20 protein-coding genes are annotated in these 23,654 nt (G+C 68.0%); 8 read left to right on the plus strand and 12 right to left on the minus strand.

Annotated elements, in window-relative coordinates; translation table 11 throughout:
* The first annotated feature begins 7 nt into the window (after positions 1-7).
* The 4 genes from carB to recJ all read left to right on the plus strand — a co-directional run bounded on the left by carB (position 8) and on the right by recJ (position 6,568).
* Entirely contained in the window at positions 8-3,250 is a 3,243-nt protein-coding gene (gene carB / locus EAT51_RS11960; protein WP_130518257.1) for a carbamoyl-phosphate synthase large subunit, read from the plus strand.
* Complete coding sequence (greA, locus tag EAT51_RS11965; protein ID WP_130518259.1) at positions 3,247-3,723, plus strand: transcription elongation factor GreA; 477 nt, start codon at positions 3,247-3,249, stop codon at positions 3,721-3,723. The genes carB and greA overlap by 4 nt, the downstream gene beginning before the upstream one ends.
* Before the next feature lie 146 nt (positions 3,724-3,869).
* Positions 3,870-4,787: a phosphoglycerate mutase gene (locus EAT51_RS11970; RefSeq protein ID WP_130518261.1), complete on the plus strand. Its 918-nt coding sequence runs from the start codon at positions 3,870-3,872 to the stop codon at positions 4,785-4,787.
* Positions 4,784-6,568, plus strand: coding sequence for a single-stranded-DNA-specific exonuclease RecJ (gene recJ / locus EAT51_RS11975; protein WP_130561669.1), 1,785 nt, complete (start codon positions 4,784-4,786; stop codon positions 6,566-6,568). The genes EAT51_RS11970 and recJ overlap by 4 nt, the downstream gene beginning before the upstream one ends.
* Before the next feature lie 23 nt (positions 6,569-6,591).
* Here the strand turns inward: recJ and EAT51_RS11980 are convergent, their stop codons facing one another.
* Both EAT51_RS11980 and EAT51_RS11985 read right to left on the minus strand, forming a co-directional pair.
* On the minus strand, positions 6,592-8,172 hold the full coding sequence (locus tag EAT51_RS11980) for a glycosyltransferase family 39 protein (RefSeq protein ID WP_165422509.1): 1,581 nt from the start codon (positions 8,170-8,172) through the stop codon (positions 6,592-6,594).
* Positions 8,173-8,390: 218 nt separating this feature from the next.
* Positions 8,391-9,593 carry an acyltransferase family protein gene (locus EAT51_RS11985; RefSeq protein ID WP_228257906.1) on the minus strand — a complete coding sequence of 401 codons (1,203 nt, stop codon included), beginning with the start codon at positions 9,591-9,593 and terminating at the stop codon, positions 8,391-8,393.
* A gap of 145 nt (positions 9,594-9,738) precedes the next feature.
* On the opposite strand from EAT51_RS11985, the gene EAT51_RS11990 reads away from it, so the two are divergent.
* Complete coding sequence (locus EAT51_RS11990) at positions 9,739-10,623, plus strand: LytTR family DNA-binding domain-containing protein (RefSeq protein ID WP_130561670.1); 885 nt, start codon at positions 9,739-9,741, stop codon at positions 10,621-10,623.
* 230 nt (positions 10,624-10,853) lie between these two features.
* Here the strand turns inward: EAT51_RS11990 and EAT51_RS11995 are convergent, their stop codons facing one another.
* The 10 genes from EAT51_RS11995 to EAT51_RS12045 form a co-directional block, all read right to left on the minus strand.
* The gene (locus tag EAT51_RS11995) at positions 10,854-11,300 is read right to left on the minus strand and encodes a phage protein Gp27 family protein (RefSeq protein WP_130561671.1); all 447 of its coding nucleotides are present in this window, start codon (positions 11,298-11,300) and stop codon (positions 10,854-10,856) included.
* A 35-nt stretch (positions 11,301-11,335) separates the two neighbouring features.
* Positions 11,336-11,653 (minus strand): Mor transcription activator family protein, encoded by a 318-nt coding sequence (locus EAT51_RS12000; RefSeq protein ID WP_165422710.1) that lies wholly within the window; start codon positions 11,651-11,653, stop codon positions 11,336-11,338.
* Positions 11,654-11,724: 71 nt separating this feature from the next.
* On the minus strand, positions 11,725-12,135 hold the full coding sequence (locus EAT51_RS12005; protein ID WP_130561673.1) for a hypothetical protein: 411 nt from the start codon (positions 12,133-12,135) through the stop codon (positions 11,725-11,727).
* A 454-nt stretch (positions 12,136-12,589) separates the two neighbouring features.
* On the minus strand, positions 12,590-13,393 hold the full coding sequence (locus EAT51_RS12010; protein WP_130561674.1) for a hypothetical protein: 804 nt from the start codon (positions 13,391-13,393) through the stop codon (positions 12,590-12,592).
* A 5-nt stretch (positions 13,394-13,398) separates the two neighbouring features.
* Positions 13,399-13,974 (minus strand): hypothetical protein, encoded by a 576-nt coding sequence (locus EAT51_RS12015; RefSeq protein ID WP_130561675.1) that lies wholly within the window; start codon positions 13,972-13,974, stop codon positions 13,399-13,401.
* The gene (locus EAT51_RS12020) at positions 13,971-14,279 is read right to left on the minus strand and encodes a Mor transcription activator family protein (RefSeq protein ID WP_130561676.1); all 309 of its coding nucleotides are present in this window, start codon (positions 14,277-14,279) and stop codon (positions 13,971-13,973) included. Before EAT51_RS12020 ends, EAT51_RS12015 begins: the two co-directional genes overlap by 4 nt.
* 14 nt (positions 14,280-14,293) lie before the next feature.
* Positions 14,294-14,626, minus strand: coding sequence for a Mor transcription activator family protein (locus EAT51_RS12025; RefSeq protein WP_165422711.1), 333 nt, complete (start codon positions 14,624-14,626; stop codon positions 14,294-14,296).
* Positions 14,627-14,958: 332 nt separating this feature from the next.
* A complete protein-coding gene (locus EAT51_RS12030; protein WP_165422712.1) occupies positions 14,959-16,722 on the minus strand; it encodes a hypothetical protein in 1,764 nt (587 codons plus the stop codon).
* A gap of 536 nt (positions 16,723-17,258) precedes the next feature.
* A complete protein-coding gene (locus EAT51_RS12040) occupies positions 17,259-17,444 on the minus strand; it encodes a hypothetical protein (RefSeq protein WP_130561680.1) in 186 nt (61 codons plus the stop codon).
* A 1,552-nt stretch (positions 17,445-18,996) separates the two neighbouring features.
* Positions 18,997-19,299: a DUF1244 domain-containing protein gene (locus EAT51_RS12045; RefSeq protein WP_130561681.1), complete on the minus strand. Its 303-nt coding sequence runs from the start codon at positions 19,297-19,299 to the stop codon at positions 18,997-18,999.
* Between EAT51_RS12045 and folD the strand changes: the two genes are divergently transcribed.
* From folD to guaA, 3 genes are all read left to right on the plus strand, one after another.
* Positions 19,298-20,245, plus strand: a complete 948-nt coding sequence (gene folD, locus EAT51_RS12050; RefSeq protein ID WP_379655391.1) for a bifunctional methylenetetrahydrofolate dehydrogenase/methenyltetrahydrofolate cyclohydrolase FolD — start codon at positions 19,298-19,300, stop codon at positions 20,243-20,245. The two genes, EAT51_RS12045 and folD, sit on opposite strands and share 2 nt — an antisense overlap.
* 158 nt (positions 20,246-20,403) lie before the next feature.
* The gene (guaB, locus tag EAT51_RS12055) at positions 20,404-21,861 is read left to right on the plus strand and encodes an IMP dehydrogenase (RefSeq protein WP_130561683.1); all 1,458 of its coding nucleotides are present in this window, start codon (positions 20,404-20,406) and stop codon (positions 21,859-21,861) included.
* Positions 21,862-21,961: 100 nt separating this feature from the next.
* The gene (gene guaA / locus EAT51_RS12065) at positions 21,962-23,527 is read left to right on the plus strand and encodes a glutamine-hydrolyzing GMP synthase (protein ID WP_130561684.1); all 1,566 of its coding nucleotides are present in this window, start codon (positions 21,962-21,964) and stop codon (positions 23,525-23,527) included.
* Positions 23,528-23,654: the final 127 nt, after the last annotated feature.

Here is a 23,654-nt window from a genome sequence, read left to right on the forward strand (position 1 = left end):
TAGCGAAATGCCAAAGCGCACCGACCTCAAGACCATCCTCATCATCGGCGCCGGCCCGATCGTCATCGGCCAGGCCTGCGAGTTCGACTACTCCGGCGCACAGGCCTGCAAGGCGCTGCGCGACGAGGGCTACCGCGTGGTGCTGGTCAACTCCAACCCGGCCACGATCATGACCGACCCGGAGATGGCCGACGCGGTCTACATCGAGCCGATCAACTGGCAGACGGTCGAGAAGATCATCGCCAAGGAGCGCCCCGACGCGCTGCTGCCGACCATGGGCGGCCAGACCGCGCTGAACTGCGCGCTGGACCTGGCCGATCACGGCGTGCTGGAGAAGTACGACGTCGAGCTGATCGGCGCCAAGCGCGACGCCATCCGCATGGCCGAGGACCGCGAGCTGTTCCGCGTGGCCATGGGCGAGATCGGCCTGGAATGCCCCAAGGCCGAGGTGGCGCGCAGCTTCGAGCAGGCCGTCGAGATCCAGGCCAAGGTCGGCTACCCGACCATCATCCGGCCGTCCTTCACGTTGGGCGGCACCGGCGGCGGCATCGCCTACAACAAGGAAGAGTTCGAGGAGATCATCAAGCGCGGCCTGGAACTCTCGCCGGTGCACGAAGTGCTGGTGGAAGAGTCGGTGCTGGGCTGGAAGGAGTTCGAGATGGAAGTGGTCCGCGACACCGCGGACAACTGCATCATCGTCTGCTCGATCGAGAACCTGGACCCGATGGGCGTGCACACCGGCGACTCGATCACCGTCGCCCCGGCCCAGACCCTGACCGACAAGGAATACCAGCGCCTGCGCGATGCCTCCATCGCGGTGCTGCGCAAGATCGGCGTGGACACCGGCGGCTCGAACGTGCAGTTCGGCATCAGCCCGACCACCGGCCGGGTGGTGGTGATCGAGATGAACCCGCGCGTGTCGCGCTCCTCGGCGCTGGCCTCCAAGGCCACCGGCTTCCCGATCGCCAAGGTCGCGGCCAAGCTGGCGGTGGGCTATACGCTGGATGAGCTGAAGAACGAGATCACCGGCGGCCTGACCCCGGCCTCGTTCGAGCCCTCGATCGACTATGTGGTCACCAAGATCCCGCGCTTTGCCTTCGAGAAGTTCCCGCAGGCCGATGCGCGCCTGACCACGCAGATGAAATCGGTGGGCGAGGTGATGGCCATGGGCCGCACCTTCCAGGAATCGGTGCAGAAGGCGCTGCGCGGCCTGGAGACCGGCAAGGTCGGCTTCGACCCCACCGGCCTGGACCTGAGCAGCGAGGACGATCTGGCCACGCTGCGCCGCGAGCTCAAGGCCCCCGGCCCGGAGCGTCTGTTCTACGTGGGCGATGCGTTCCGCGCCGGCATGAGCGTGGAGGAGATCTACGCGCTGTCCTTCATCGATCCGTGGTTCCTGGACCAGATCGAGGAGATCATCGCCGAGGAGCAGCGCGTGGCCGCCGAAGGCCTGGGCTCGCTGGACAAGGCGCGCATGCGCAGGCTCAAGCGCGCCGGCTTCTCCGATGCGCGCCTGGCCCAGCTGGCCGGCACCGACGAGGGCGCCGTGCGCGTGCTGCGCAAGGCGCTGGGCGTCAAGCCGGTCTACAAGCGCGTGGACTCGTGCGCGGCCGAGTTCGCCACCAGCACCGCCTACCTGTACTCGACCTACGAGGACGAGTGCGAGGCCCAGCCGACCCAGCGCGACAAGATCATGATCCTCGGCGGCGGCCCCAACCGCATCGGCCAGGGCATCGAGTTCGACTACTGCTGCGTGCATGCGGCGCTGGCGCTGCGCGAGGACGGGTTCGAGACCATCATGGTCAACTGCAACCCGGAGACCGTCTCGACCGACTACGACACCTCCGACCGCCTGTACTTCGAGCCGCTGACGCTGGAAGACGTGCTGGCCATCGTCGAGCTGGAGCAGCCCAAGGGCGTGATCGTCCAGTACGGCGGCCAGACCCCGCTGAAGCTGGCGCGTGCGCTGGAAGCCAACGGCGTGCCGGTGATCGGCACCTCGCCCGATTCGATCGACCTGGCCGAGGACCGCGAGCGCTTCCAGCAGCTGGTCGACAAGCTCGGCCTGAAGCAGCCGCCCAACCGCATCGCCCGCAACGACCAGGAAGCGCTGCTGCTGGCGCGCGAGATCGGTTATCCGCTGGTGGTGCGCCCGAGCTACGTGCTCGGCGGCCGCGCCATGGAAATCGTCTATGGCGAGTCGGACCTGGCGCGCTACGTTCGCGATGCGGTCAAGGTGTCCAACGATTCGCCGGTGCTGCTGGACCGCTTCCTGGACAACGCGGTCGAGTGCGATGTGGACATCATCGCCGACAAGGATGGTGAGGTCCTGATCGGCGGCGTGATGGAGCACATCGAGGAAGCCGGCGTGCACTCGGGCGACTCCTCGTGCTCGCTGCCGCCGTACTCGCTCTCCGCCCAGACCCAGGCCGAGCTGCGCCGCCAGGTGGTGGAGCTGGCCAAGGCCCTGAACGTGGTCGGCCTGATGAACACCCAGTTCGCCATCCAGACCGGCGACGACGGCCAGGACGTGGTCTACCTGCTGGAAGTCAATCCGCGCGCCTCGCGCACGGTGCCGTTCGTGTCCAAGGCCACCGGTGTGGCGCTGGCCAAGATCGCCGCACGCTGCATGGCCGGCAAGACGCTGGCCGAGCAGGGCGCCACGGTCGAGGTCGTGCCGGACTACTACTCGGTGAAGGAGGCGATCTTCCCGTTCGCCAAGTTCCAGGGCGTCGATCCGATCCTGGGGCCGGAGATGCGTTCGACCGGCGAGGTGATGGGCGTGGGCCGCAGCTTCGGCGCAGCGATGGCGCGCGCGCAGGAGGCCGGCGGCATCAAGGCCCCGCAGCCGGGCAAGGCCTTCGTCTCGGTGCGCGACCCGGACAAGCAGCGCGTGCTGCCGGTGGCCCAGGCGCTGGTCGAGCGTGGATTCACGTTGGTGGCCACGGTCGGTACGGCACAATGGCTGCGCGCGCACGGCTTCGAATGCGCGCAGGTCAACAAGGTCACCGACGGCCGCCCGCATATCGTGGACCTGATCAAGAATGGCGAGATCGTCTACATCGTCAACACGACCGAGGGCCGTCGCGCGATCTCCGACTCGTTCTCCATCCGTCGTGAAGCGCTGCAGCAGCGCCTCACGTATTCGACCACCATCGCCGGCGCGCGCGCGCTGGTGAATTCGCTGGAGTTCCGCGGCACCGGCCCCGTGCTGGCGCTGCAGGAGCTGCACAAGGAGTTGCAAGCATGAGAGCCCCCATCACCAAACAGGGCGCCCAGCGCCTGCGTGACGAGCTCGACCACCTCAAGTCGGTCAAGCGTCCGGAAGTGATCGCCGCCATCGCCGAGGCGCGTGCGCACGGCGACCTGAAGGAAAACGCCGAGTACCACGCCGCCCGCGAGCAGCAGGGCTTCATCGAAGGCCGCATCAACCAGCTGGAGAGCGAGCTGTCCACCGCCGAGGTGATCGACGTGGCCGCGCTCAACGCCGGGACGCGCGTGGTATTCGGCGCCACCGTGGTGCTGGCCGACGTCGACACCGACGAGGAGAAGAAGTACCAGATCGTGGGTGACCTGGAGGCGGACATCAAGCAGTCGCTGATCGCCATCTCCTCGCCGATCGCGCGCGCGCTGATCGGCAAGAACGAGGGCGACAGCGTCACCATCCAGGCGCCCGCGGGCGAGCACGAGTACGAGATCGTCAGCGTCTCCTACGGCGCCTGAGCGCGTGGGCGTGCCGATGCGCGGCGTTGATCGCCTGCGGTGCGATGGCGCGATCGCGCGGCATGGCTTCGGCCGGGTGTTGAAGCACGCCGCGCGTCTTCGCTCGATGCGTCACGTGCGCCTCGACCTTGGTCCGTCGCACTAGCATGGCGTCCGCGACCTTGCTGCTGCCGGCGCGTGCCCAGCTCGCCGGCGAGCTGCCGCCCCAGGCCGGCAAGGCCCTGGCCCGCGCCGACCGCGACCAGGGCGAGGTGGGCGAACGCGCCCAGCTGCGCCGGCATTTCCGGCTGGTGCCCGATCACTGGCCGGTCGCGGCGCTGACCCGGCAGCTCGACGCCGGCGATGCCGCCCAGGCGCGCTGGCTGCGCGCAGATCCCGCCTTTCTGGCGCTGGACATGACCGGCGCGCGCCTGCTCGCGCATGGACCCGCGCTGGGCCTGGAACAGGCCGACGTCGATGCGCTGATGCCGGCGCTCAAGCCGCTGTTCGGCGATGCCGGCTTCCTGCTGGACGCGCCGACGCCCTCGCGCTGGTATCTGCGCCTGCTGAGCGACACGCCGCTGCCCGAATTCGCCGCGCCCGAGCAGGTGCTGGGCGACGACCTGTTCGGCCATCTGCCGCATGGCGATGCCGGGCGCCGCTGGCGCGCGCTGTTCACCGAAGCCCAGGTGCTGCTGCACCAGCACCCCTGGAACGCCCAGCGCGCCGCGCAGGGCAAGCCGGCGGTCAACGCGCTGTGGTTCTGGGGCCCCGGCGTGCTGCCGCAGGCGGTTACCACGCCGTATCGGCAGGTGCGCAGCCGCGACGAGCTGCTGCTGGCGCTGGCGCGACAGGCCGGCACCTCCGATGCCCTCGAACAGGGCGTCGACGCGCTGGTCGACCTGCGCCATCTCAAGTCGCCGGCGATGTTCACCGACCAGGTGCTGGCGCCGCTGCTGGCCGAACTGCGCCGCGGGGAGCTGGCGCGCGTGGTGCTGGACTTCCAGGACGGCGCGCGCTTCACGCTCACCGCCGGCCAGCGCTGGCGTCTGCTGCGCCGCGCGCTGACACGCCTGGACGCATGAGGCCGGCTACCCGCATCACCCGACGCAGCGTCGCCGCCGGCGGCCCGTGGTCGGACGCCGTGCCGCCGCTGTTGCAGCGGATCTACGCCGGGCGCGGCGCCCTGGCCGAAGCCCAGGCGCGCCCGCGCCTGGCCCAGCTGCATCCACCGGAGCTGCTCGGCGGCATGGACGCGGCAGTGGCGCTGCTGGCCGAGGCCATCGCGCAGGACCGGCACATCGTCGTGGTCGGCGACTTCGACTGCGATGGCGCCACGGCCTGCGCGGTCGCCGTGCGCGGGCTGATCCTGCTCGGCGCGCGCCACGTCACCCCCGCGGTGCCCAATCGCGTGACCCACGGCTACGGTCTCTCGCCCTCGCTGGTGTCCGAGCTGGCCGCGCTCAAGCCCGACCTGCTGGTCACCGTCGACCACGGCATCGCCTGCCATGCCGGCATCGCGCAGGCGCGTGCCCTGGGCTGGCAGGTGCTGGTCACCGACCACCATCTGCCCGGCGCCGCGCTGCCGCCCGCGCACGCCATCGTCAATCCCAACCTGGCCGGCGACGGCTTCCCCAGCAAGGCCCTGGCCGGGGTCGGGGTGATGTTCTACGTGCTGCTGGCGCTGCGCCGCAGGCTTTATGGCGATCATCCCTCGAGCGAGTCGAGGCCAGGCGCTGATCGCGAGCATCAGACGGCGGACCTCCATGGCCGCGTTCCTCCGAAAAACCGGCCCGATCTGACTGCACTGCTAGACCTGGTCGCCGTCGGCACCATCGCCGACCTGGTGCCGCTGGATGCCAACAACCGTGCGCTGGTCGCCGCCGGCCTGCGCCGGCTGCGGGCGGGGCAGGGTTGCGCCGGCCTGCGGGCGCTGATCGAGGTCTGCGGCCGCCGCGCCGAGACGCTCAGCGCCGCCGATGTCGGCTTCGCCGTCGCACCGCGTCTGAACGCCGCCGGCCGGCTGGAGGACATGGCGCTGGGCATCGCCTGCCTGCTGTGCGACGAGGACGGCCCGGCGCGCGAGATGGCCGGCGTGCTGCATGCGATCAACGCCGAACGCCGCGGCGTGCAGCAGCAGATGACCGATGCGGCCGAGGCCGCGCTGTCCAAGGTCGCCGCACTCGATGGCGAGGTGCCGATCGCGGTGTGCCTGTTCGATGCCGACTGGCATCCGGGCGTGGTCGGCCTGGTCGCCTCGAAGATGAAGGATCGCGTGCATCGCCCGGTGATCGCCTTCGCCCCGGCCGAGCCCGGCAGCGACGCGCTGCGCGGGTCGGCGCGCTCGATCCCCGGCTTCCACATCCGCGATGCGCTGGCGGCGGTCGATGCCCAGCATCCGGGGCTGATGCAGAAGTTCGGCGGTCATGCGATGGCCGCCGGCCTGAGCCTGGAGCGCGCGCAGCTGCCGGCGTTCGAGGCCGCCTTCCGCGCGTACGCCGCCGCCACGCTCGATGCCGCGCTGCTGCAGGCCGAACTGCTCAGCGACGGCGAGCTGCTGCCGCACGAGTTCGACCGCGCCCACGCCGAGGCCCTGCGCGACGGCGGGCCATGGGGACAGGGCTTCGCCGAACCGCTGTTCGACGGCGTATTCGACGTGATCGACTGGCGGCCGATCGGCGAGCGCCATCGCAAGCTGGTGCTGCGCTGCCCGCAGCGCAGCAAGCCGCTGGACGCGATCCACTTCAACGGCCTCACCCGCGAACCGCCACCGCCCCGGCTGCACATCGCCTATCGTCTGGCCCCGGACGACTATCGCGGCGGCGAGGCGATCCAGCTGATCGTCGAGCACTGCGTTCCAGCCTGAACCAGGCCGCGCTCCCGCGCCGCTCAACCGAACCGCGGCTTGACGCCCCAGATCTGCGGCCAGATCGGCGGGATGTCGCGGCAGACGAAGATCGCGTAGCCGTTCGCCGACTCCTCGTTGGCTACGCCCTCGCGGTTGCGGAAGACGCCGTGTGAGGTGCATCTGGCGACGCTGCCGCGCTGATCCTCTTCGGTATTGCCCAGTTCGATGATCACGCTCGGCGGCGGGTTGCCATAGCCGCGGTACCAGGCCGAGTTGGTCCGGCTGATCACCGGCGGCAGGCCGAGCGCCGGGCCGTACAGGGCCATGGCGCCGGCTTCTCCATAGTTGTTGGCCAGGATGGCGGTGTGGGCCCGCTCGGCCTCGGGCAAAGCGCGGTAGACCGTGGCCACGCGCTGGGCCAGTTCCTGCCAGCCCACCTGCTCGGCATAGTCGCCGTGCAGGCCCCGGTTGAAGTGCCAGAGCGGGGAGTTGATCGGCGCGATCGGCAGATGCAGCGATGCGCCCAGCGGCAGGCCGGCCGCCAGCAGGGCGGCCACGGCGATGCGCAGTCCACGCGCGCGGCCCGCCGGCATGGAGGCGCACCAGCGCTCGATGGCCACATAGCCGGCGGCCAGCAGCATCGGATAGCCCGGTGCCATGTAGTAGCCACGGCCTCGCGAGAGCGCGAACAGCAGCAACGGCACCGCATACATCCAGGCCAGCACGCGGTACCGGCGCATCGAACCGGCCAGCGTCAGGAACCCCAGTCCCGCCAGCCAGATCGGCAGGGTCAGCGCGCTGGCATTGGCATACAGTTGCTCGGGAAAGAACAGATCCGTGCGGCCGATGGCCACATCGCGCGCATGGATGTGGGCGACGAAGTCCAGGTAGACGAAGTTGTGTCGTACCTGCCAGATCAGATTGGGCAGGAAGACCGCGAAGGCCACACCCACGCCCAGCCAGGGCCAGCGCGTGCGCAGCTGCGCGCGCATCGGTCCGGCCAGCACGCCCGCGGCCAGGCCGATGGCCCAGTACACGATGGTGTAGCGCGTCATCAGCCCAAGGCCGAAGACCGCGCCAAGCGCAAGCCACAGGCGCAGATCGCTGCCCTTGGCCAGGCGCAGCACCAGCCACGCGGCCGCCACCACCCACAGCAGGTCCGGGCCGCAGTACATGAGGATGCTGCTGTTGACCAGGCCGAACGGCATGCACGCCGTGGCCAGCGCCGCGCAGACCTGGGCGAAGCGCCGGCCGCCGAGCTCGGCGGCGATCAGTCCCGCCAGCACCATCGCACCGCACTGGGCGAGCACGGCCACGATGCGGAAGCCGATGAGCGAGGTCCCGAACACGGCCAGCTCCAGCCGCGCCAGCCATGGCACCAGCGGCGGGTAGGGCACATAGCCCCAGTCCAGGTGCCGAGCGTCGTCCAGCACCTGCAGTTCGTCCCGGTGGAAGCCATAGGCGCCGTTGAGCCACAGATGGACGATCAAGCGCACCAGCCCCAGCGCAAGCAGCAGCATCAGATCGGCACGGCGGTCACGCGCACTGACCGGAGTAGCCGCAGACAGCTCGGAGCCATCGGGGTGGTGATCGGAGAGAGGAGCAGGCAAGGGCGTGGTCATGGCAGAGCGTCGGCCGGGATGTTGCTCAGTGTTTCCCCTGCGTCCTGGCCGGACCAGCCGAAAGTGACAACACCCCGCGGGTTTGGGACCAACCGCGGGTCTGCGGGGACGGGCCTGCTGCGCCTGACCAACGCAAAGCTGGCGCCGTGCGGCACCAAGTGGCCGCAGGGGCGGGAGCACCTGGCCTGCCGACCTGGGCAGGACGACGATCATGGCGTTCAGGCTACGCCAGCGTGCGTGGCGCAACGACGGGCCGTGGCACGGGGGTGTTCTTCCATTTGAGCCCGAACAGCGGACGCAGCAGGGGCACGCGACGGATGACTTCGTAGCCGCCGAAGCACAGCGCAAAGGTCAGCAGCACCAGTAGCGGGCCTTCCAGCAGCGGCGGCAGGTTCAACGGCTTGGCATCGTGCGCCAGCACCACCAGGATGGTCTGGTGCCGGATGTAGACCGGGAACACCGCTGGCGCCAGGTAGCGCAGCGCCGCGTTGTCGGCGCCGCGCAGCCGCCAGGCGAACCCGAACGCCGCGGCGATCGCGCACCACTGATTCGCCGCCCAGGCCACGCGCAGCGCCAGGCCGCAGGGCCTGCGGGATCGGGTGGGCATCGTCGTAGCCGGAGAAGTACCAGACCTTGACCATCAGCGCGTAGCCGACCGCCGCGACCGTCAGCGCGATCCACGGGCGGCGGTGCACACCCTCCCAGAAGCCGTCGGCGAAGGCGAGCAGGAAACCGAGCAGGAACATCGGCAGATACTGCGCATGGTTGTACCAGTCGTCGACCAGCGCGTGGGTCTGATCGAAGCGGTCGACCAGCGCCAACCGCGCCACCGCGAGCAGCAGCACGGGCCAGCCCAGCACGCCCCAGCCGGAACACGCGCGGGCGGTCACGGCGCGCAGGCGCCTCCAGAAGGCGGCCGGCAGCAGGCGCCAGGCCAGCCAAAGCACGAGCGTGTAGACCCACACGTAGACCAGGAACCACAGATGATTCCAGGTCGGCAGCGCCAGGCAGCCGCCGTCGCGGCCGCAGAAGCCGTGGTAGCCGCTCAGGTACCGCGTGTAGAACTGCAGGTAGGACGCGTGATAGCCGCCCGGCAGCTGCTCCACCACTTGGTAGTACGACTGCGGCGGCACCACCACCAGCATGCCGAAGATCAGCGGCACCAGCAGTCGCCACGAGCGCTGAGCGAAGAACCCGCGTGGCCGGCGCTGCAGCAGGAAGGCGGTCGCGACCCCGGAGATGACGAACAGCAGGGACATGCGCCACGGACTGCTGAGCAGCATGAGCGGCTCCAGCGTCGCGCTGGCATACGCGCTTTTGACGTGGTAGCCCCAGGTCACGTAGTACATGCCCACGTGGTAGAAGACCAGCAGGCCGAAGGCGAGAACCCGGACCCAGTCGATGTCATGGCGGCGTTGCATGGGAAGCCTTGCATGGCGAAGGAGGCTTCAGCGTCGACCGCCGGCGCAGTGCCGGCGACCGCGAAGTGACCATCCGCCGGACATCCGGGACCAATCGCCTGTGCGTTGGGACGAACCAAGCCGGGTGGCCCGCTAGAATGGCCGGATGTCTGCAGCACCCGCACCGACCGCCTACGAACGCTTCCTGCCGTGGAAGCGCTGGTTCGAGATCGGCTTCTGGGTGCTCAACGCGGTGGTGGGGGCGACCTTCAGCAGCGTCACCGTGATCATGGACATCCACAAGGTCGGGCTGCACTTCGCCGACTGGGAGCCGGTGGTCTGGGAATGCTCGAGTCACCTGATGTGGCTGGCGATGGTCTTGCCGATCGCCTGGTTCTCCCGCCGCTATCCGTTCCACTGGGACACCTGGCGCAGGCAGCTGCCGCGGCATCTGTTGTTCAGCGTGGCGGTCTCGGTGACGCACGTGTCGGGCATGGTCGCCCTGCGCACGCTGGCCTACTGGTGGATGGGCGGTCACTACGACTTCGGCGACTGGCCCAAGGGCCTGTTCTACGAGTATCTCAAGGACGTGCGCGGCTACTTCTGGTGGGTGCTGCTGATCGAGCTCTATCGGCTGGCCATGCGCCGGCTGCAGGGCGAGGCCAGCCTGCTGGCCCCGCCGGACGAGGGCCAGCCGCTGGAGCCGGTGGACCGGCCCGAGCGCTTCCTGGTGCGCAAGCTCGGGCGCGACTTCCTGGTCGCCACCGATGAGGTCGAATGGGTCCGTGCGGCGGGCAACTACGTCAACCTGCGCGTGCGCGGCCACGACTACCCGCTGCGCAGCACGATGACCGAGATCGCCGCCAGACTGGACCCGGACCGCTTCGTGCGCATCCAGCGCAGCTACATCGTCAACCTGGCCCAGGTGGCCTCGATCGAACCCATCGACGGGGGCGAGGCCCGCCTGCATCTGAAGGACGGCACCACGCTGCCGTGCAGCCGCACCTACCGCGCCGCGCTGCGCGAGAAGCTGGGCGTGGGCGAGGGCTGAGCAGCGGCACCGGTCCTGCGCGCCTGCGCGTGCAGGGGAGGGGCTTTCAGCCCCACGCTCAGCCGTGTCGCTTGCGTGTAGCGAGTTGAGATATTTGAGCCCGAAATTTGAGATAAATGGGTCAGGGGTCAAATTGCATCAGGCGCAAGGAAATTACGCCACGCGCAACTAAAAAGGCGTCACGGCAGCGAGCCGGACGCCTTTTTCGGCCCCACGATGGGCTCATTCGATCACGTTGCGGCGCTGTCTTCGGGGTCCAGCAGGGCCATCGCGTGACGCACGGCCAGCGCGTCGGTCAGGTCGCGGGCGAAGGCCTCCACCGCCGCCACACCGATGGGGTGACCCTGCTCCTGGAGCCAGGCCGCGTTCTCCACGTTGCGTTTCCAGCCGCCCGCCAGCAGGCGCGCGGCCAGGCCGCGCTGGAGCTTGGGCGGAAGCCTGCGCCAATCGCGGTCGGCCTTGTTGCGCAGGGGGCGACGCGTGGTGGGCCGGATGCCGGCGGCCTTCATCAGCTGCTGGCCATAGGCGGCCACCACGGACTTGCCGATGGGATGGCCTTGGCTGGTCAGCCAACGGGCGATCACCACGTAGTTGGAGTAGCGGTTGAACCGGATGAGGTTGTCCAGCTGCTCGCGCAGGGGATCAGGTAGCAGGTCGATCCTGGATCGCGGCGGCATCGGGCGCTCCTGGCGGCTCGGCTCGGGCGAGCGCGTCAGTGACTGGCTTCACGTACGGCGGCACGCCGCAGCAGGGCGCGCAGGCCCTGCTGGGACATGCCGTACTCCCTGGCCAGCGCCGCCACGGACGTGCCGCTCCGGTGCGCGTCCAGGATGGCGCGCTCGCGGGGGGACAGTCTCTTGCCCACGCAGTTGGGCACGTAGATGTTCTGGCCGCCCCAGTGCTCCATCAGGTGATCGGCCAGCGACTCGCCCAGCTGCTCGGCGCGGTCGGTCGGAAGCCCAAGGTCTTTGCCCAGGTTCGCGGCGGTGGCCGCCACGTCGTCGAACAACTCGTTACGCAGGGCTTTCATGGAGCACATGGGGGAACCTCGCGGGCTGGGATGACGCGGGCCAGGCCGCCCGAGGCCTGGCCCGCGAGGCGTCAGGACGCCCGGAAGCGAGCGCCAGGCCCGATGCCCTGCGGCGCGTCGGTCTCACTGGCAGCGGCCGCCAGGCCGCGCGCCGTGGCCACCACGTGCCAGCCGGCGGTGTCATCGCGACGCGCCAGGCCCTCGGCGACCAGGTGTTCGGCTGCCCGGCGCATTTCGGCGGCGGTGACATCGGCATAGAGCGCCTGCGCCAAGCTGATCAGAAGGACTTCGCCGAGGCCGAGCGGCGCGGCGGCCTGGAGGCCGCGCAGGGCGATCCAGGCCAGCGCCTGGACGCGCGTGGCGGCCAGGTCGAGCGCGCCGGGCACGCTGGGTGCGGCCGGGGCGTGGGTGGAGCGCGGGAAGGAGAACAGGCCGGCCGGGAAACGGGCGGCAGACGGGGCAACGGCGGCAATCGCGGTCATGGTGCGGTCCTCGGAAGTTGAGTGACCGCCACCTCGCTTCCAAACGAGGTGGCGGACGGTACGCGGTTGGAAGACCGGCCGAGGACCGGCGGTCCTTTCGGACCCCGCGCACCGCCCGCCGTTGACTCGGCTGGCTGCGTGCCCAGCACGGTGCCAGGCATGAAAAAAGCGCCTGACATCGAGCGATGGGCGCTTGTGCGCCTCGGTTTCGGGCTTCCACACCCGGTCGCCGATTTGGCGGCGACGGGCCCAGTATGCGACGGCCGCGCGGCCGCCGCAACCTGGGTGAAGGAATGGGCGGTCACCACGTAGGACGGCTCTTCATCCCCGCAGCCAGAGCGCGGTAAAGAGGCGCCAGACGGCGCATGAACGTGGCCCGCCCTGCGGTCGTTGTTCGGGCTTGCGCCCACGGACACGCACCGCTTGTCCGCTATGGCAGTGGGGGAGCGCTGGATCATCGTGCGCGGTAGCTGACTTCGCCGGTGAGAGGATCGACGTGCTTGTTCATCGATACGCCGTTGACCCGAACCACTTCATCGGGTTGCCGACTCGTCATGGCCAGCCAGCGCTTGTGCTCAAGCTCACTCTCGGCTCTCACTTTTTCCAGCCATGCAGCATGGTCCACCACCGTATCCACCTGGATGACGCGCTTGGGCAGGGACAGGCCGATGGCGCTGGCCTGCCGGTTGATCGCGTTCAGCTCCTCGGCGATGGACGTGATTTCGGCGTCGATCTGCGCCAGCCGCGTGAGGGTATCTTTCAGCGGCTGTGCGTCCGGCCACGGCCACGGCTCGATGCTGTTGATGACCTCAGCCACGGCCACCTGCATCGCATCGAGATTGAAGAACAGGGCGGCGAGCTGCGGCAGCGGGTCACGGTCGTGGTCACCACCGAACACATTGCGCAGGTCGCCAGGCAGCACGTTGTTGCTGACCGACTTCCCAGCGCTGACGTCCAGCGCCTTGGCGACCGTCGCGGCGAACGGCGGCGCTTCCATGCTGTTGGTGCGGCCTCGCATGGATCGCTCGAAATTGGACTTCAGCTGCGCCGCATAGCTGTCGGCCTTGCGCTCCATCTCGGCCCACAGGATCGTTATGTAGTCCGCGCGCGGCAACGGGCTGGAAATGATGCTCGCACGCTCGCGGGAGAGTTCATCCAGGCGTGCGTGCTTCTCCTGCACTACGCTGTTGATGCGAGTGGAGAGTTCGGACACCTGCGAGGCGGCATCGCCCAGGCTGGAAAGCAGTTCGTCGGTCATGAGATTTATCGGGCCAAGTGGAGGGCGCGTTGCGCCATAGCGGCGGCCTGGATCAGGCCGAGCGAAGGAATCGCACGCCGCAACTCGTGCGCGTGCGCATACAGGTCGAGCGCATCCGGATCGCAACGCCAGCCGCCAGGTGGCAGCGCGAAGTCAACCGCGCGCGCCGCTGGCGCTTCGGCGAAGGCCAGCGGTTGCATCTGCTTGACGGCAGGCGGGAATGCACCGAGGAACCCGACATGCCGCAGGGCATGCCGACCAGGCGTCGGATTGCCGTCCGAGTCCGGGCGATAGATGGAAGAGGACACGTGCTTGTAGCGACCGGCGCGCACGGCATCCACCAAGGCATCGCTCACATCGGCGAAGGCGTACAGGCCTTCGCCATGCGCGACGACGGCTTGCACTTCACCGAAGCTGTCGCGGTCGCTTTCGGGGTGGCCCAGCACCAACTTGGCCGGATGCTTCGCACGGTCGTAGCCGTTGGCGATCTCGCTCAGATGGCCAGGCGTGAACGACAAGGTTCGGCCGTCCACGGCGGTGTGGGTGCCTGCACGGAAGATCTGGAAGGCGCGCACGGTCACGGCGCGACCTGTCGGCGCGCCCGCCGCAACGCGCGGCGGATGGTGGCTTCGCTGACGCCGTGCTGACGCGCCAGTGCGCGCAGATTGCGCCCGTTGTAGGCGGCCAGGATCAGCGCGTCGCGGGCCATGCGCCGCGCCTGCGTGCCCATCGGCATGTAGATGACCTGACCACCCCAGTAGCAGGACAGCGCATCGGTCAGGTGATGGCCCAGCCGATCCGCATCGGCGGCGGCGATGCCCTGCTCGCTGAGGGTGCGCACGATGACGCGCTCCATCTCTTCCAGCACACCGGACTCGGCCGGCATCGCCGCCGCTTGCGCTACCGGTTCGCGCTCGCCAGGCGCTCGGCGCGCGCAGCCTCGCGCATCCGCTTGAGGATGCGATTGACCATCTGCACGCTGATCTGGTGCTGCCGCGCCAACTGTGCGCTGGGCACGCCGCGCTGGTGCGCGGCGAACATCGCAGCATTGCGCTGCTGGATGAGGCGTCCGTCCGCCTTGGGCACATACAGCTGCTGGCCGCCCAGGTAATGGGTGATCGTCTCGGTCACGCCGTGCGCCAGCTCGGAGGCTTCCTTCTCCGGCAATCCGCGCTTGCGTTGGAAGTGATCGACCAGACACCCGTGAAGCTCCTGCATCAGCTGGCCGCGCAAATCGTGTTGATTGCGGAGAGGGGCCGTTGTGTGCAAGGACCTTTGCATTCCGGATAGAAACCTTTCCATGAAAGAAGTTTTATAGAGGCGCTGCCCGCCGCGACATCGAGCGATGCGTGTGCTGGCTTACCTGATCAGGCGTTCTAAGAGGACGGTTCCGGCGGGAATCTGCTTCGACCGCCTGTAGCGCGCTCTGCGCGCCGTTATGTGTCGCAGTGGTGCGTGGGCTCGCGAACGCGATGCGTGCCGCGTTATAACGCTCCCCAGGTGGCTTACCGCACGCGCGGAAGCTGGTCGGTCGGCGTCGCAAAGTAGGCTGGCGGCCAGGATCATCAATTGATCCCCAGCAGTTGCTTGAGCGTCTCGGTGTTGCGCCCGGCGTGGAACAGGAAGGATTCCTCGCCGACCTCGCTCTTGAGCGCGGCGGGAATGCGGTTGGGATCGTCCACCACCACCAGGCGCAGGCGCTGGTTGAGGCTGGAGGAACCGCCGCCCTTGGGCATGCCATCGGCGCCATAGCGCGGCGCGGGTGCGTCGTAGATGGGTGCAGCGCCGGCGACCAGGCCGCCGTTGGCGTAGCCGCGCCAGTCCTCCAAAGCCCGCATGCCCCGGCGGTTGAAGTCCCACAGGAAGGGCAACGCGCCAGGCTGACGCACCACCTCGCGGCGGTGAACGAATTCATCGGCATGCACGAAGCCGGCGACCTGGTACTTACTGCCCGGTCCGGTCCAGCCGCCCGAGGCGTAGCCGGTCGCGCTGCCTGCGACGTTGGCCACCAGCATCGCCTGCGCGGCCTGCCACAGCTGCAGGGCGGCCTGGATGACCGCCGAGGCGCCGGGCGACAACCCACCGGCAGCGGCAGCCAGCTGCACGGCGCTCTGGCCAATCGCGGTTGCGCCCGTGTTGATCGAGTCGCCCGCGCCCTGCATGGCGGCTGCACCGGTCGCCAGGCTATCGCCGCTGCCGCCCTGCCAGCCGGGTTGCGGCGCGAACGCGCCCCAGCTCGCGCCCGACGCGCCGCCGCCGGCATTGGCGGCCGAGATCGCACCGGCCACAGTGTTGCCCGCCGTCACGATAGCCTGCGCGGCGCTGGTGCCTGCGTTGGTGATCGCCGCCGCACCGGTGGCGCCGTCCTCCTTCGCATCGCCGCCGAAGAAGTCGCCGAACTTGCCTTTCGCCCAGCTGCCGACCTTCTGCGACAAGTCAGATGCTGCCCACTGCGCCATGCCCTTGATCAGCGTGACCAGGAACGACTGCACCGCCTTGTCCAGCGTGATGGTGCCCTCGATCAAGCCATCCAGCGTGCTGTTGAGCGACTGTTGGAACGTGGTGCCGAACGCCTGTTGGATCGCGTTCGTCGTGGTCTCCATCTCGCGCAGCTTGACCTCGATCTGATCGAGGGTGCTGAGCGCCTCCTTGCCGATCACGCCGGGGGTCGTGGCGACCTGACGCAGCTGAGGCAACAGGTCGCTCAACACACGTTGCCAATTGCGATAGATGTCCACGACGCGCTGCTGCGCGTCGGCGTCGGTGATCAGGCCGGCCTGTTGCTCTACCTGGACACGCTGCAAGTCCAGACCCATCTGGCCCATCGTGTCGTTGTAGACCTGCTGGAGCTTGCGCAGATTGCTCTGCGCATCCAGCAGGCCCAATGCCTTGCTCACATCCGCCGCTTCGTCGGGATGGTTCGTCTGCGCCAGCAGGGCGCGATACTGTTCAAGCTCCGAACGCAGCTTGGCCTCTTGCTTGGCGTCGCTGCCACCTTCGAGCTGGGTGATCAGCTGGCGGACCTCCACCATCTTGCGCTGGGCCTCGGCGCGCGCGTTTGACGCATCGGCGAGCTTGGCTTCGTCGCGCAGTTGCTGCTTGTACGACGCGTCAGCCGCTTTCGCTGCGCCCTCGGTGATCTCGGCCTCGATGCGGGCCGCCTGCGTGGCCTTGGTGCGCCCATCGGTCAGCGAGTCCTGGACCATGATCATCTGCTTGAGATTGGCCAGCTCGCGCTGCGCCGCCTCATTCGCCTTTTCCCGCTCGGTCTGCGGTCCCTTGGCGGCCTTGGGCAGGCTTTCCAGATAGCGGGCACGCGCCTGCGCCACCTGCTCATCGATGGTCGCTTGATCCTTGCCTGCGGCCAGGCCGACCTGGCGGATCTGCTTGATCTCTTCTTCGAGCTTGGCCTGCTTGGACAGGTTGGCGTTGTGCAGCTGTGCCGCATCGCCTGCTTGTACTGCGCGTCGGAGATGCCGTTCGCGCCGGTGGTGGCCGGCGTCTTGGCTGCCTCCTGGCTCTGCTGCTTGCGTGCCCGCACGTTGCGCTCGCGGGCCTTGGTCTCGCGCTCGGTCGCCTGCGCCGTCTTGTCCGCCGCTGCGGCCTCCTTGGTGCCGGAGTTGGCGGAGGCGTCGGCGGCTTGGGCGGCTTCCTTGGCCGCTGCCGCCGCCTTCTTGGTCTTGGCGGCTTTGCGATCCGAGGCAGCGGCAGCGGCGTCCAGCGCCTGGCCCTCGGCCTTGGCGGCGGACGCGCCGTCGCTCAACGCCTTTTCGAGATCATCCAGCGCCTTGGACGCATCGGCCACGTCGGCGCGGATGCGCAGGGCGAAGTCAAGATTCCGGGTCGTCATCGCCGCGCCCCTCGATCAGCATTCGCCTTTCGGCGGCGCTTCGCTGGCATGGTGGAATGCCAGGTAATCGGTCAATCGGCGTGGCAGCGGGGTGGGTACGGCGAGCAACGCTTCCAGCTCGGCAAAGCCATCGCGGGTGTCTTGTGCCACAAGCGCGAGCGCTTGCTTGATTTCGTGGTCGCGATCTGGATCGGGCTGCATGCCGGACCTACCCTGAAACTGATTCCTTGTAATGAGTTTCTGCCGCGCGCCCCGGCTTTTCGCCTTGCATCGGTCTTAGGAAAATGCAAATGTGGCGACATCGACGTATTTGCATGGGGGAAGCTCGCATCAAAATGGACATAAAGTCCCTTTTGATCCGGGGACGACGGCCGCGAGCGGCAACGCGACACGTTGTCGCTTTTGCTCCGGCGTGCTGGCGGCAAGAGGCGCAAATTCCTCGACGTCGAGCAATTTGACCCGGTCGCACCCGCCAAATGTTGCGACGTCGCAACGTTTGGGCCAGGTGTGCGGGCCTCAAATGTCGCGACGTCGCGACATTTTGATTTCCTATAGCGCAATAGCATTGCGGCAGGGGAAACCAAATCGTTCGCGCGCGAACGATTTGACAGCGCCATTATTCATCGCCTCGCCAGCGCATCACGGCCGGTCAAATCGTGCGACGTCGCACGATTTGATTGCACCTAATGCAAAGGCATTGCGTATGGGGAAACAAAATCGGTCGACGTCGACCGATTTGACAGGGCCATGACTCACCGCCTCGCAGGCGCATCACGGCCTAAAATGTTTCGACGTCGAAACATTTGACGGGCCATGCGCTCCCCTCTCAAATTCCTCGCGGGCGAGGAATTCAATGCGTTCGGGAGGGTGCAGGCGCTAACTTGGCCGACGCCGTGCCCCGGGAAATTCTTGGGCATATACGTCGCGTGCGACGCATTTTGTTTCCCTAGCGCAATCACTTTGCACTGTGCGCAATCAAATCGGTCGCGCGCGACCGATTTGGCTACCCTTAGGCTAGGTGCGCAAATGTTGCGCGGGCGCAACATTTTGTTTCCCCTAGTGCAATCACTTTGCACTGTGCGCAATCAAATCGGTCGCGCGCGACCGATTTGGCTACCCTTAGGCTAGGTGCGCAAATGTTGCGCGGGCGCAACATTTTGTTTCCCCTAGTGCAATCACTTTACATTGTGCGCAATCAAATCATTCGACGTCGCATGATTTGACTACCCTCAGGCTAGGTCGAGGCGGCCCGCCGCCGCAGCCGAGCGCTCACATCGCCCCGCTTCTGTCCTGGCCGCAGCCACGCATTGGGGCGCCTGCTTTGGTAGCATCCACCCGCGCGGTAGTTTCCTAGTGGAAAGGTTGGGGCGGCCGGAGGCCGCGTCATTATCCGGTTCGAGTCCGGCGCCGCGTTCCTACTTTGGCCTCGCAACCGTGGCGCGGGTCTGCCCGGCGGCGGCGCACGGGTTGCGTACCTTCCGCCTTGACATGGCGACGCTGTGCCCTAGGCCCTCCCTCGGGTCGCCAGCTTGCTGAACTTACCCCCGCTGGGGACCAGCTCAAGTTCCTCGAATCCAAGGAGTTTGTCAGCCCTCACGCCCGGCGGTTCGGCTCCGTCATTGAGCAGGCGTGCTGGCACCCGGTGACCTTGCACTCGCGATTGCGCCCAGCGCAACGCCATTGCATCCGCCATCCGCCACGTTCCCCGGACGGACGATATCTTCCGGCGTTTATCTCAACTCCGCCCCCTGATTTATCTCACCCCTGTACACTTGCGTGCCGCCTCGAACGCGGCCAGCTGCTCGGCCGTGGCCTCGGGCTGGTGCCTGGCCTTCCATTCGGCGAAGGGCATGCCGTAGACCGCCTCGCGGGCCTGGTCCTTGGTCATCGGCGTGCCGGCGGCCTCGGCCGCCTCGCGGTACCAGTCCGACAGGCAGTTGCGGCAAAAGCCGGCCAGGATCATCAGGTCGATGTTCTGCACGTCCGGCCGCTCGACGTTGAGATGCTGCAGCAGGCGGCGGAAGGCGGCCGCTTCGAGGTGCGTGGTGTCGGTCATGGTGCCAATCGGGGACAATAGGGGGCCTGCACTCTATACCGCGCCTTCGATGACCGCTTCCGCCCCCGCCCGCATCCTCGACGGCCGTCGCATCGCCGAGGACCTCCTGGACCAGCTCAAGCAGCGGGTCGACGCGCGCGTGGCCGCCGGCAAGGGCGCGCCGGGCCTGGCCGTGGTGCTGGTGGGCGGCGACCCGGCCAGCACGGTCTACGTGCGCAACAAGCGTCGCGCGGCCGAGAAAGTCGGCATCGTCGCCCACGACTACGATCTGCCGGCCGGCACCACGGAAGGCCAGCTGCTGGCCCTGATCGACCAGCTCAACGCCGACCCGAAGATCCACGGCATCCTGGTACAGCTGCCGCTGCCGGGCATTCCCGACGCGCGCCGGCTGATCCACCGCATCGACCCGCGCAAGGACGTGGACGGCTTCCACCCGGAGAACGTGGGCCACCTGGCCCTGCGCGAATTCGGCCTGCGCCCCTGCACCCCGCGCGGCATCGTCACCCTGCTGGGCCACACCGACCAGCCGGTGCGCGGGCGCAACGCCACCATCGTCGGCGTGTCCAACCACGTGGGCCGGCCGATGGCGCTGGAACTGCTGATCGCCGGTTGCACGGTGACCTGCTGCCACAAGTTCACCCCGGCCGATGTGCTCGAAGCCAGCGTGCGCAACGCCGACATCCTGGTGGTCGCGGTCGGCCGGCCGCAGCTGATCCCGGGCGAGTGGGTCAAGCCCGGCGCGGTGGTGATCGACGTGGGCATCAACCGGCTCGAGGACGGCCGCCTCACCGGCGATGTGGGCTTCGAGGCCGCAGCCCAGCGCGCCAGCTGGATCACCCCGGTCCCCGGCGGCGTGGGCCCGATGACCGTGGCCACGCTGATGCAGAACACGATCGAGGCTGCTGATGCGGCGGGGATTGGGGATTCGGGATTCGGGATTGGTTGAAAGCGAGGGCAAAAGGCATGCGTTGGCCGATTCCGTTTGCGTCCGGGATCGGACGGCAGCGGGACGCTTTGTTGTGGCCAATCCCCAATCCCGAATCCCCAATCCCCGCCCCAATACGTTAAAATGTCGCGCTTCCCTAGAACCGGTTAGGTGAGCCGATGCTCCGCATCCTGGCTGAAGCACTGACGTACGACGACGTTTCCCTGGTCCCCGCGCACTCGACCGTCCTGCCCAAGGACGTGAACCTGGAAACGCGCCTGACCCGCGACCTCAAGCTCAAGCTGCCGCTGCTGTCGGCGGCCATGGACACGGTGACCGAGCATCGTCTGGCCGTGACCATGGCCCAGCTGGGCGGCATCGGCATCATCCACAAGAACCTCACCGTCGAGGCCCAGGCCGCCGAAGTGGCCAAGGTCAAGACCTTCGAGGCCGGCGTGATCACCGAGCCGTTCACCGTCGGCCCGGACACCACCATCGCCGAGGTGCTCAAGCTCACCCGCGCGCGCAACATCTCCGGCGTGCCGGTGGTCGACGGCCACCAGCTGGTCGGCATCGTCACCAGCCGCGACATGCGCTTCGAGAAGAAGCTCGACGATCCGGTCCGCCACATCATGACCAAGAAGGATCGCCTGATCACCGTGCGCGAAGGCGCCAGCGACGAGGAAGTGCTCGAGCTGCTTCACAAGCACCGCATCGAGAAGGTCCTGGTGGTCAACGACGCCTTCGCCCTGCGCGGGCTGATCACGGTCAAGGACATCCAGAAGAAGTCCGACAGTCCCAACGCCGCCAAGGACCGCGACAGCCGCCTGCTGGTGGGCGCCGCGGTCGGCGTCGGCGGCGACACCGAGCAGCGCGTCGAGGCGCTGGCCGCCGCCGGCGTGGACGTGATCATCGTCGACACCGCGCACGGCCATTCGCAGGGCGTGCTGGATCGCGTGGCCTGGGTCAAGACGACCTATCCGCAGCTGCAGGTGATCGGCGGCAACATCGTCACCGGCGACGCCGCGCTGGCGCTGATGGACGCCGGCGCCGATGCGGTCAAGGTCGGCGTGGGCCCGGGTTCGATCTGCACCACGCGCGTGGTGGCGGGCGTGGGCGTGCCCCAGATCACCGCGGTCAACATGGTCGCCGAGGCGCTGGCCGACCGCATCCCGCTGATCGCCGACGGCGGCATCCGCTACTCGGGCGACATCGGCAAGGCGCTGGCCGCCGGTGCCTCCACGGTGATGGCCGGTGGCCTGTTCGCCGGCACCGAGGAAGCCCCGGGCGAGGTCGAGCTGTTCCAGGGCCGCAGCTACAAGAGCTACCGCGGCATGGGCTCGCTGGGCGCGATGGAGAAGGGCTCCAAGGACCGCTACTTCCAGGACGCCTCCGACGCCGACAAGCTGGTGCCCGAAGGCATCGAAGGCCGCGTGCCGTACCGCGGCCCGCTGAGCGCGATCATCCACCAGCTGATCGGCGGCCTGCGCGCCACGATGGGCTACGTGGGCTGCGCGACCATCGAGGAGATGCGCACCAAGCCGCAGTTCGTGCACATCACCGGCGCCGGCCAGCGCGAGAGCCACGTCCACGACGTGCAGATCACCAAGGAACCGCCGAACTACCGCGCAGGCTGATGCTTGCCCGGGAATGGGGAATCGGGAGTCGGGAATCGATGAACCAGCGCCTTCACCGCTTTACCCATTCCCGATTCTCCATTCCCGATTCCCGGCCCCGATGACCAACATCCACACCGACAAGATCCTGATCCTCGATTTCGGCGCGCAGTACACCCAGCTGATCGCCCGCCGCATCCGTGAGATCGGCGTGTACTGCGAGATCTGGGCCTGGGATCACGACCCGGCCGAGATCGCCGCGTTCCAGCCCAAGGGCATCATCCTCTCCGGTGGTCCGGAATCGACCACGCTGCCGGGCGCGCCGGCCGCGCCGCAGGAAGTGTTCGATTCGGGCCTGCCGATCTTCGGCATCTGCTATGGCATGCAGACCCTGGCGGCGCAGCTGGGCGGGGCGACCGAAGCGGCCGATCAGCGCGAGTTCGGCCATGCCGAAGTCAACGTGATCCACGCCGATGCGCTGTTCAAGGGCCTGAGCGACCACGGCGGGGAGCCGCGACTGAATGTCTGGATGAGCCATGGCGACCATGTGTCGGTCGCGCCGCCGGGCTTCACCATCACCGCCACCACCGACCGCATCCCCGTGGCCGCCATGGCCAACGAGGACAAGCGCTGGTACGGCGTGCAGTTCCATCCGGAGGTCACCCACACCCTGCAGGGCCAGACCCTGCTGCGCCGCTTCGTGGTCGACATCTGCGGCTGCCAGACCCTGTGGACCGCGGCCAACATCATCGAGGACCAGATCGCCCGCGTGCGCGCCCGGGTCGGCGAGGACGAGGTGATCCTGGGCCTGTCCGGCGGCGTGGATTCGTCGGTGGTCGCCGCGCTGCTGCACAAGGCGATCGGCGACAAGCTGACCTGCGTATTCGTCGACACCGGCCTGCTGCGCTGGCAGGAAGGCGACCAGGTGATGGCGATGTTCGCCGAGCACATGGGCGTCAAGGTGGTCCGGGTCAACGCCGCGCAGCGCTACTTCAAGGCGCTGGAAGGCGTCAGCGATCCGGAAGCCAAGCGCAAGATCATCGGCAACCTGTTCGTTGAGATCTTCGACGAGGAGTCCAACAAGCTCAGCAACGCCAAGTGGCTGGCCCAGGGCACCATCTACCCGGACGTGATCGAATCGGCCGGCAGCAAGACCGGCAAGGCCCATGTCATCAAGAGCCACCACAACGTCGGCGGGCTGCCCGAGCACATGAAGCTGGGCCTGGTCGAACCGCTGCGCGAGCTGTTCAAGGACGAGGTGCGCCGACTGGGCGTCGAGCTCGGCCTGCCGCGCACCATGGTCTACCGCCATCCGTTCCCCGGCCCCGGCCTGGGCGTGCGCATCCTTGGCGAGGTCAAGCCCGAGTACGCCGAACTGCTGGCCAAGGCCGATGCCATCTTCATCGACGAGCTGCGCAAGGCCGACCTGTACGACAGGACCAGCCAGGCCTTCGCCGTGTTCCTGCCGGTGAAATCGGTCGGCGTGGTCGGCGACGCCCGCGCCTACGAATGGGTGATCGCCTTGCGCGCGGTGGAGACCATCGACTTCATGACCGCCCACTGGGCGCACCTGCCGTACGACTTCCTCGGCACCGTCAGCAACCGCATCATCAACGAGCTGCGCGGCGTCTCGCGCGTGGTCTACGACATCTCCGGCAAGCCGCCGGCGACGATCGAGTGGGAGTGAAATCGAGTCCTTCGGGGACTATCGCCAGTTATCGAGAATCTGACGTAACGTGTTGATTTAAAAGGAAATACGTCACGTAAGCTATCGGTGGCTATCGCCGGCCAGCAAAACCGGTTGACGGTAGAGC

Origin of the sequence: Pseudoxanthomonas winnipegensis, assembly GCF_004283755.1 — a bacterium.
Taxonomy (GTDB): domain Bacteria; phylum Pseudomonadota; class Gammaproteobacteria; order Xanthomonadales; family Xanthomonadaceae; genus Pseudoxanthomonas_A; species Pseudoxanthomonas_A winnipegensis.

Bases quoted from the DNA above. Each gene is read 5' to 3' on its own strand.
- EAT51_RS11990 (WP_130561670.1), top strand. From the start codon at position 9,739: ATGTCTGCAGCACCCGCACCGACCGCCTACGAACGCTTCCTGCCGTGG.
- recJ (WP_130561669.1), top strand. From the start codon at position 4,784: ATGAGGCCGGCTACCCGCATCACCCGACGCAGCGTCGCCGCCGGCGGC.
- EAT51_RS11970 (WP_130518261.1), top strand. From the start codon at position 3,870: ATGGCGTCCGCGACCTTGCTGCTGCCGGCGCGTGCCCAGCTCGCCGGC.
- EAT51_RS12040 (WP_130561680.1), bottom strand. From the start codon at position 17,444: ATGCAGCCCGATCCAGATCGCGACCACGAAATCAAGCAAGCGCTCGCG.
- EAT51_RS11995 (WP_130561671.1), bottom strand. From the start codon at position 11,300: ATGCCGCCGCGATCCAGGATCGACCTGCTACCTGATCCCCTGCGCGAG.
- EAT51_RS12045 (WP_130561681.1), bottom strand. From the start codon at position 19,299: ATGACCGACACCACGCACCTCGAAGCGGCCGCCTTCCGCCGCCTGCTG.
- guaB (WP_130561683.1), top strand. From the start codon at position 20,404: ATGCTCCGCATCCTGGCTGAAGCACTGACGTACGACGACGTTTCCCTG.
- EAT51_RS12020 (WP_130561676.1), bottom strand. From the start codon at position 14,279: ATGCCGGCCGAGTCCGGTGTGCTGGAAGAGATGGAGCGCGTCATCGTG.
- EAT51_RS12000 (WP_165422710.1), bottom strand. From the start codon at position 11,653: ATGAAAGCCCTGCGTAACGAGTTGTTCGACGACGTGGCGGCCACCGCC.
- EAT51_RS12010 (WP_130561674.1), bottom strand. From the start codon at position 13,393: ATGACCGACGAACTGCTTTCCAGCCTGGGCGATGCCGCCTCGCAGGTG.
- guaA (WP_130561684.1), top strand. From the start codon at position 21,962: ATGACCAACATCCACACCGACAAGATCCTGATCCTCGATTTCGGCGCG.
- EAT51_RS11985 (WP_228257906.1), bottom strand. From the start codon at position 9,593: ATGCAACGCCGCCATGACATCGACTGGGTCCGGGTTCTCGCCTTCGGC.
- greA (WP_130518259.1), top strand. From the start codon at position 3,247: ATGAGAGCCCCCATCACCAAACAGGGCGCCCAGCGCCTGCGTGACGAG.
- EAT51_RS11980 (WP_165422509.1), bottom strand. From the start codon at position 8,172: ATGACCACGCCCTTGCCTGCTCCTCTCTCCGATCACCACCCCGATGGC.
- EAT51_RS12005 (WP_130561673.1), bottom strand. From the start codon at position 12,135: ATGACCGCGATTGCCGCCGTTGCCCCGTCTGCCGCCCGTTTCCCGGCC.
- folD (WP_379655391.1), top strand. From the start codon at position 19,298: ATGGTGCCAATCGGGGACAATAGGGGGCCTGCACTCTATACCGCGCCT.
- carB (WP_130518257.1), top strand. From the start codon at position 8: ATGCCAAAGCGCACCGACCTCAAGACCATCCTCATCATCGGCGCCGGC.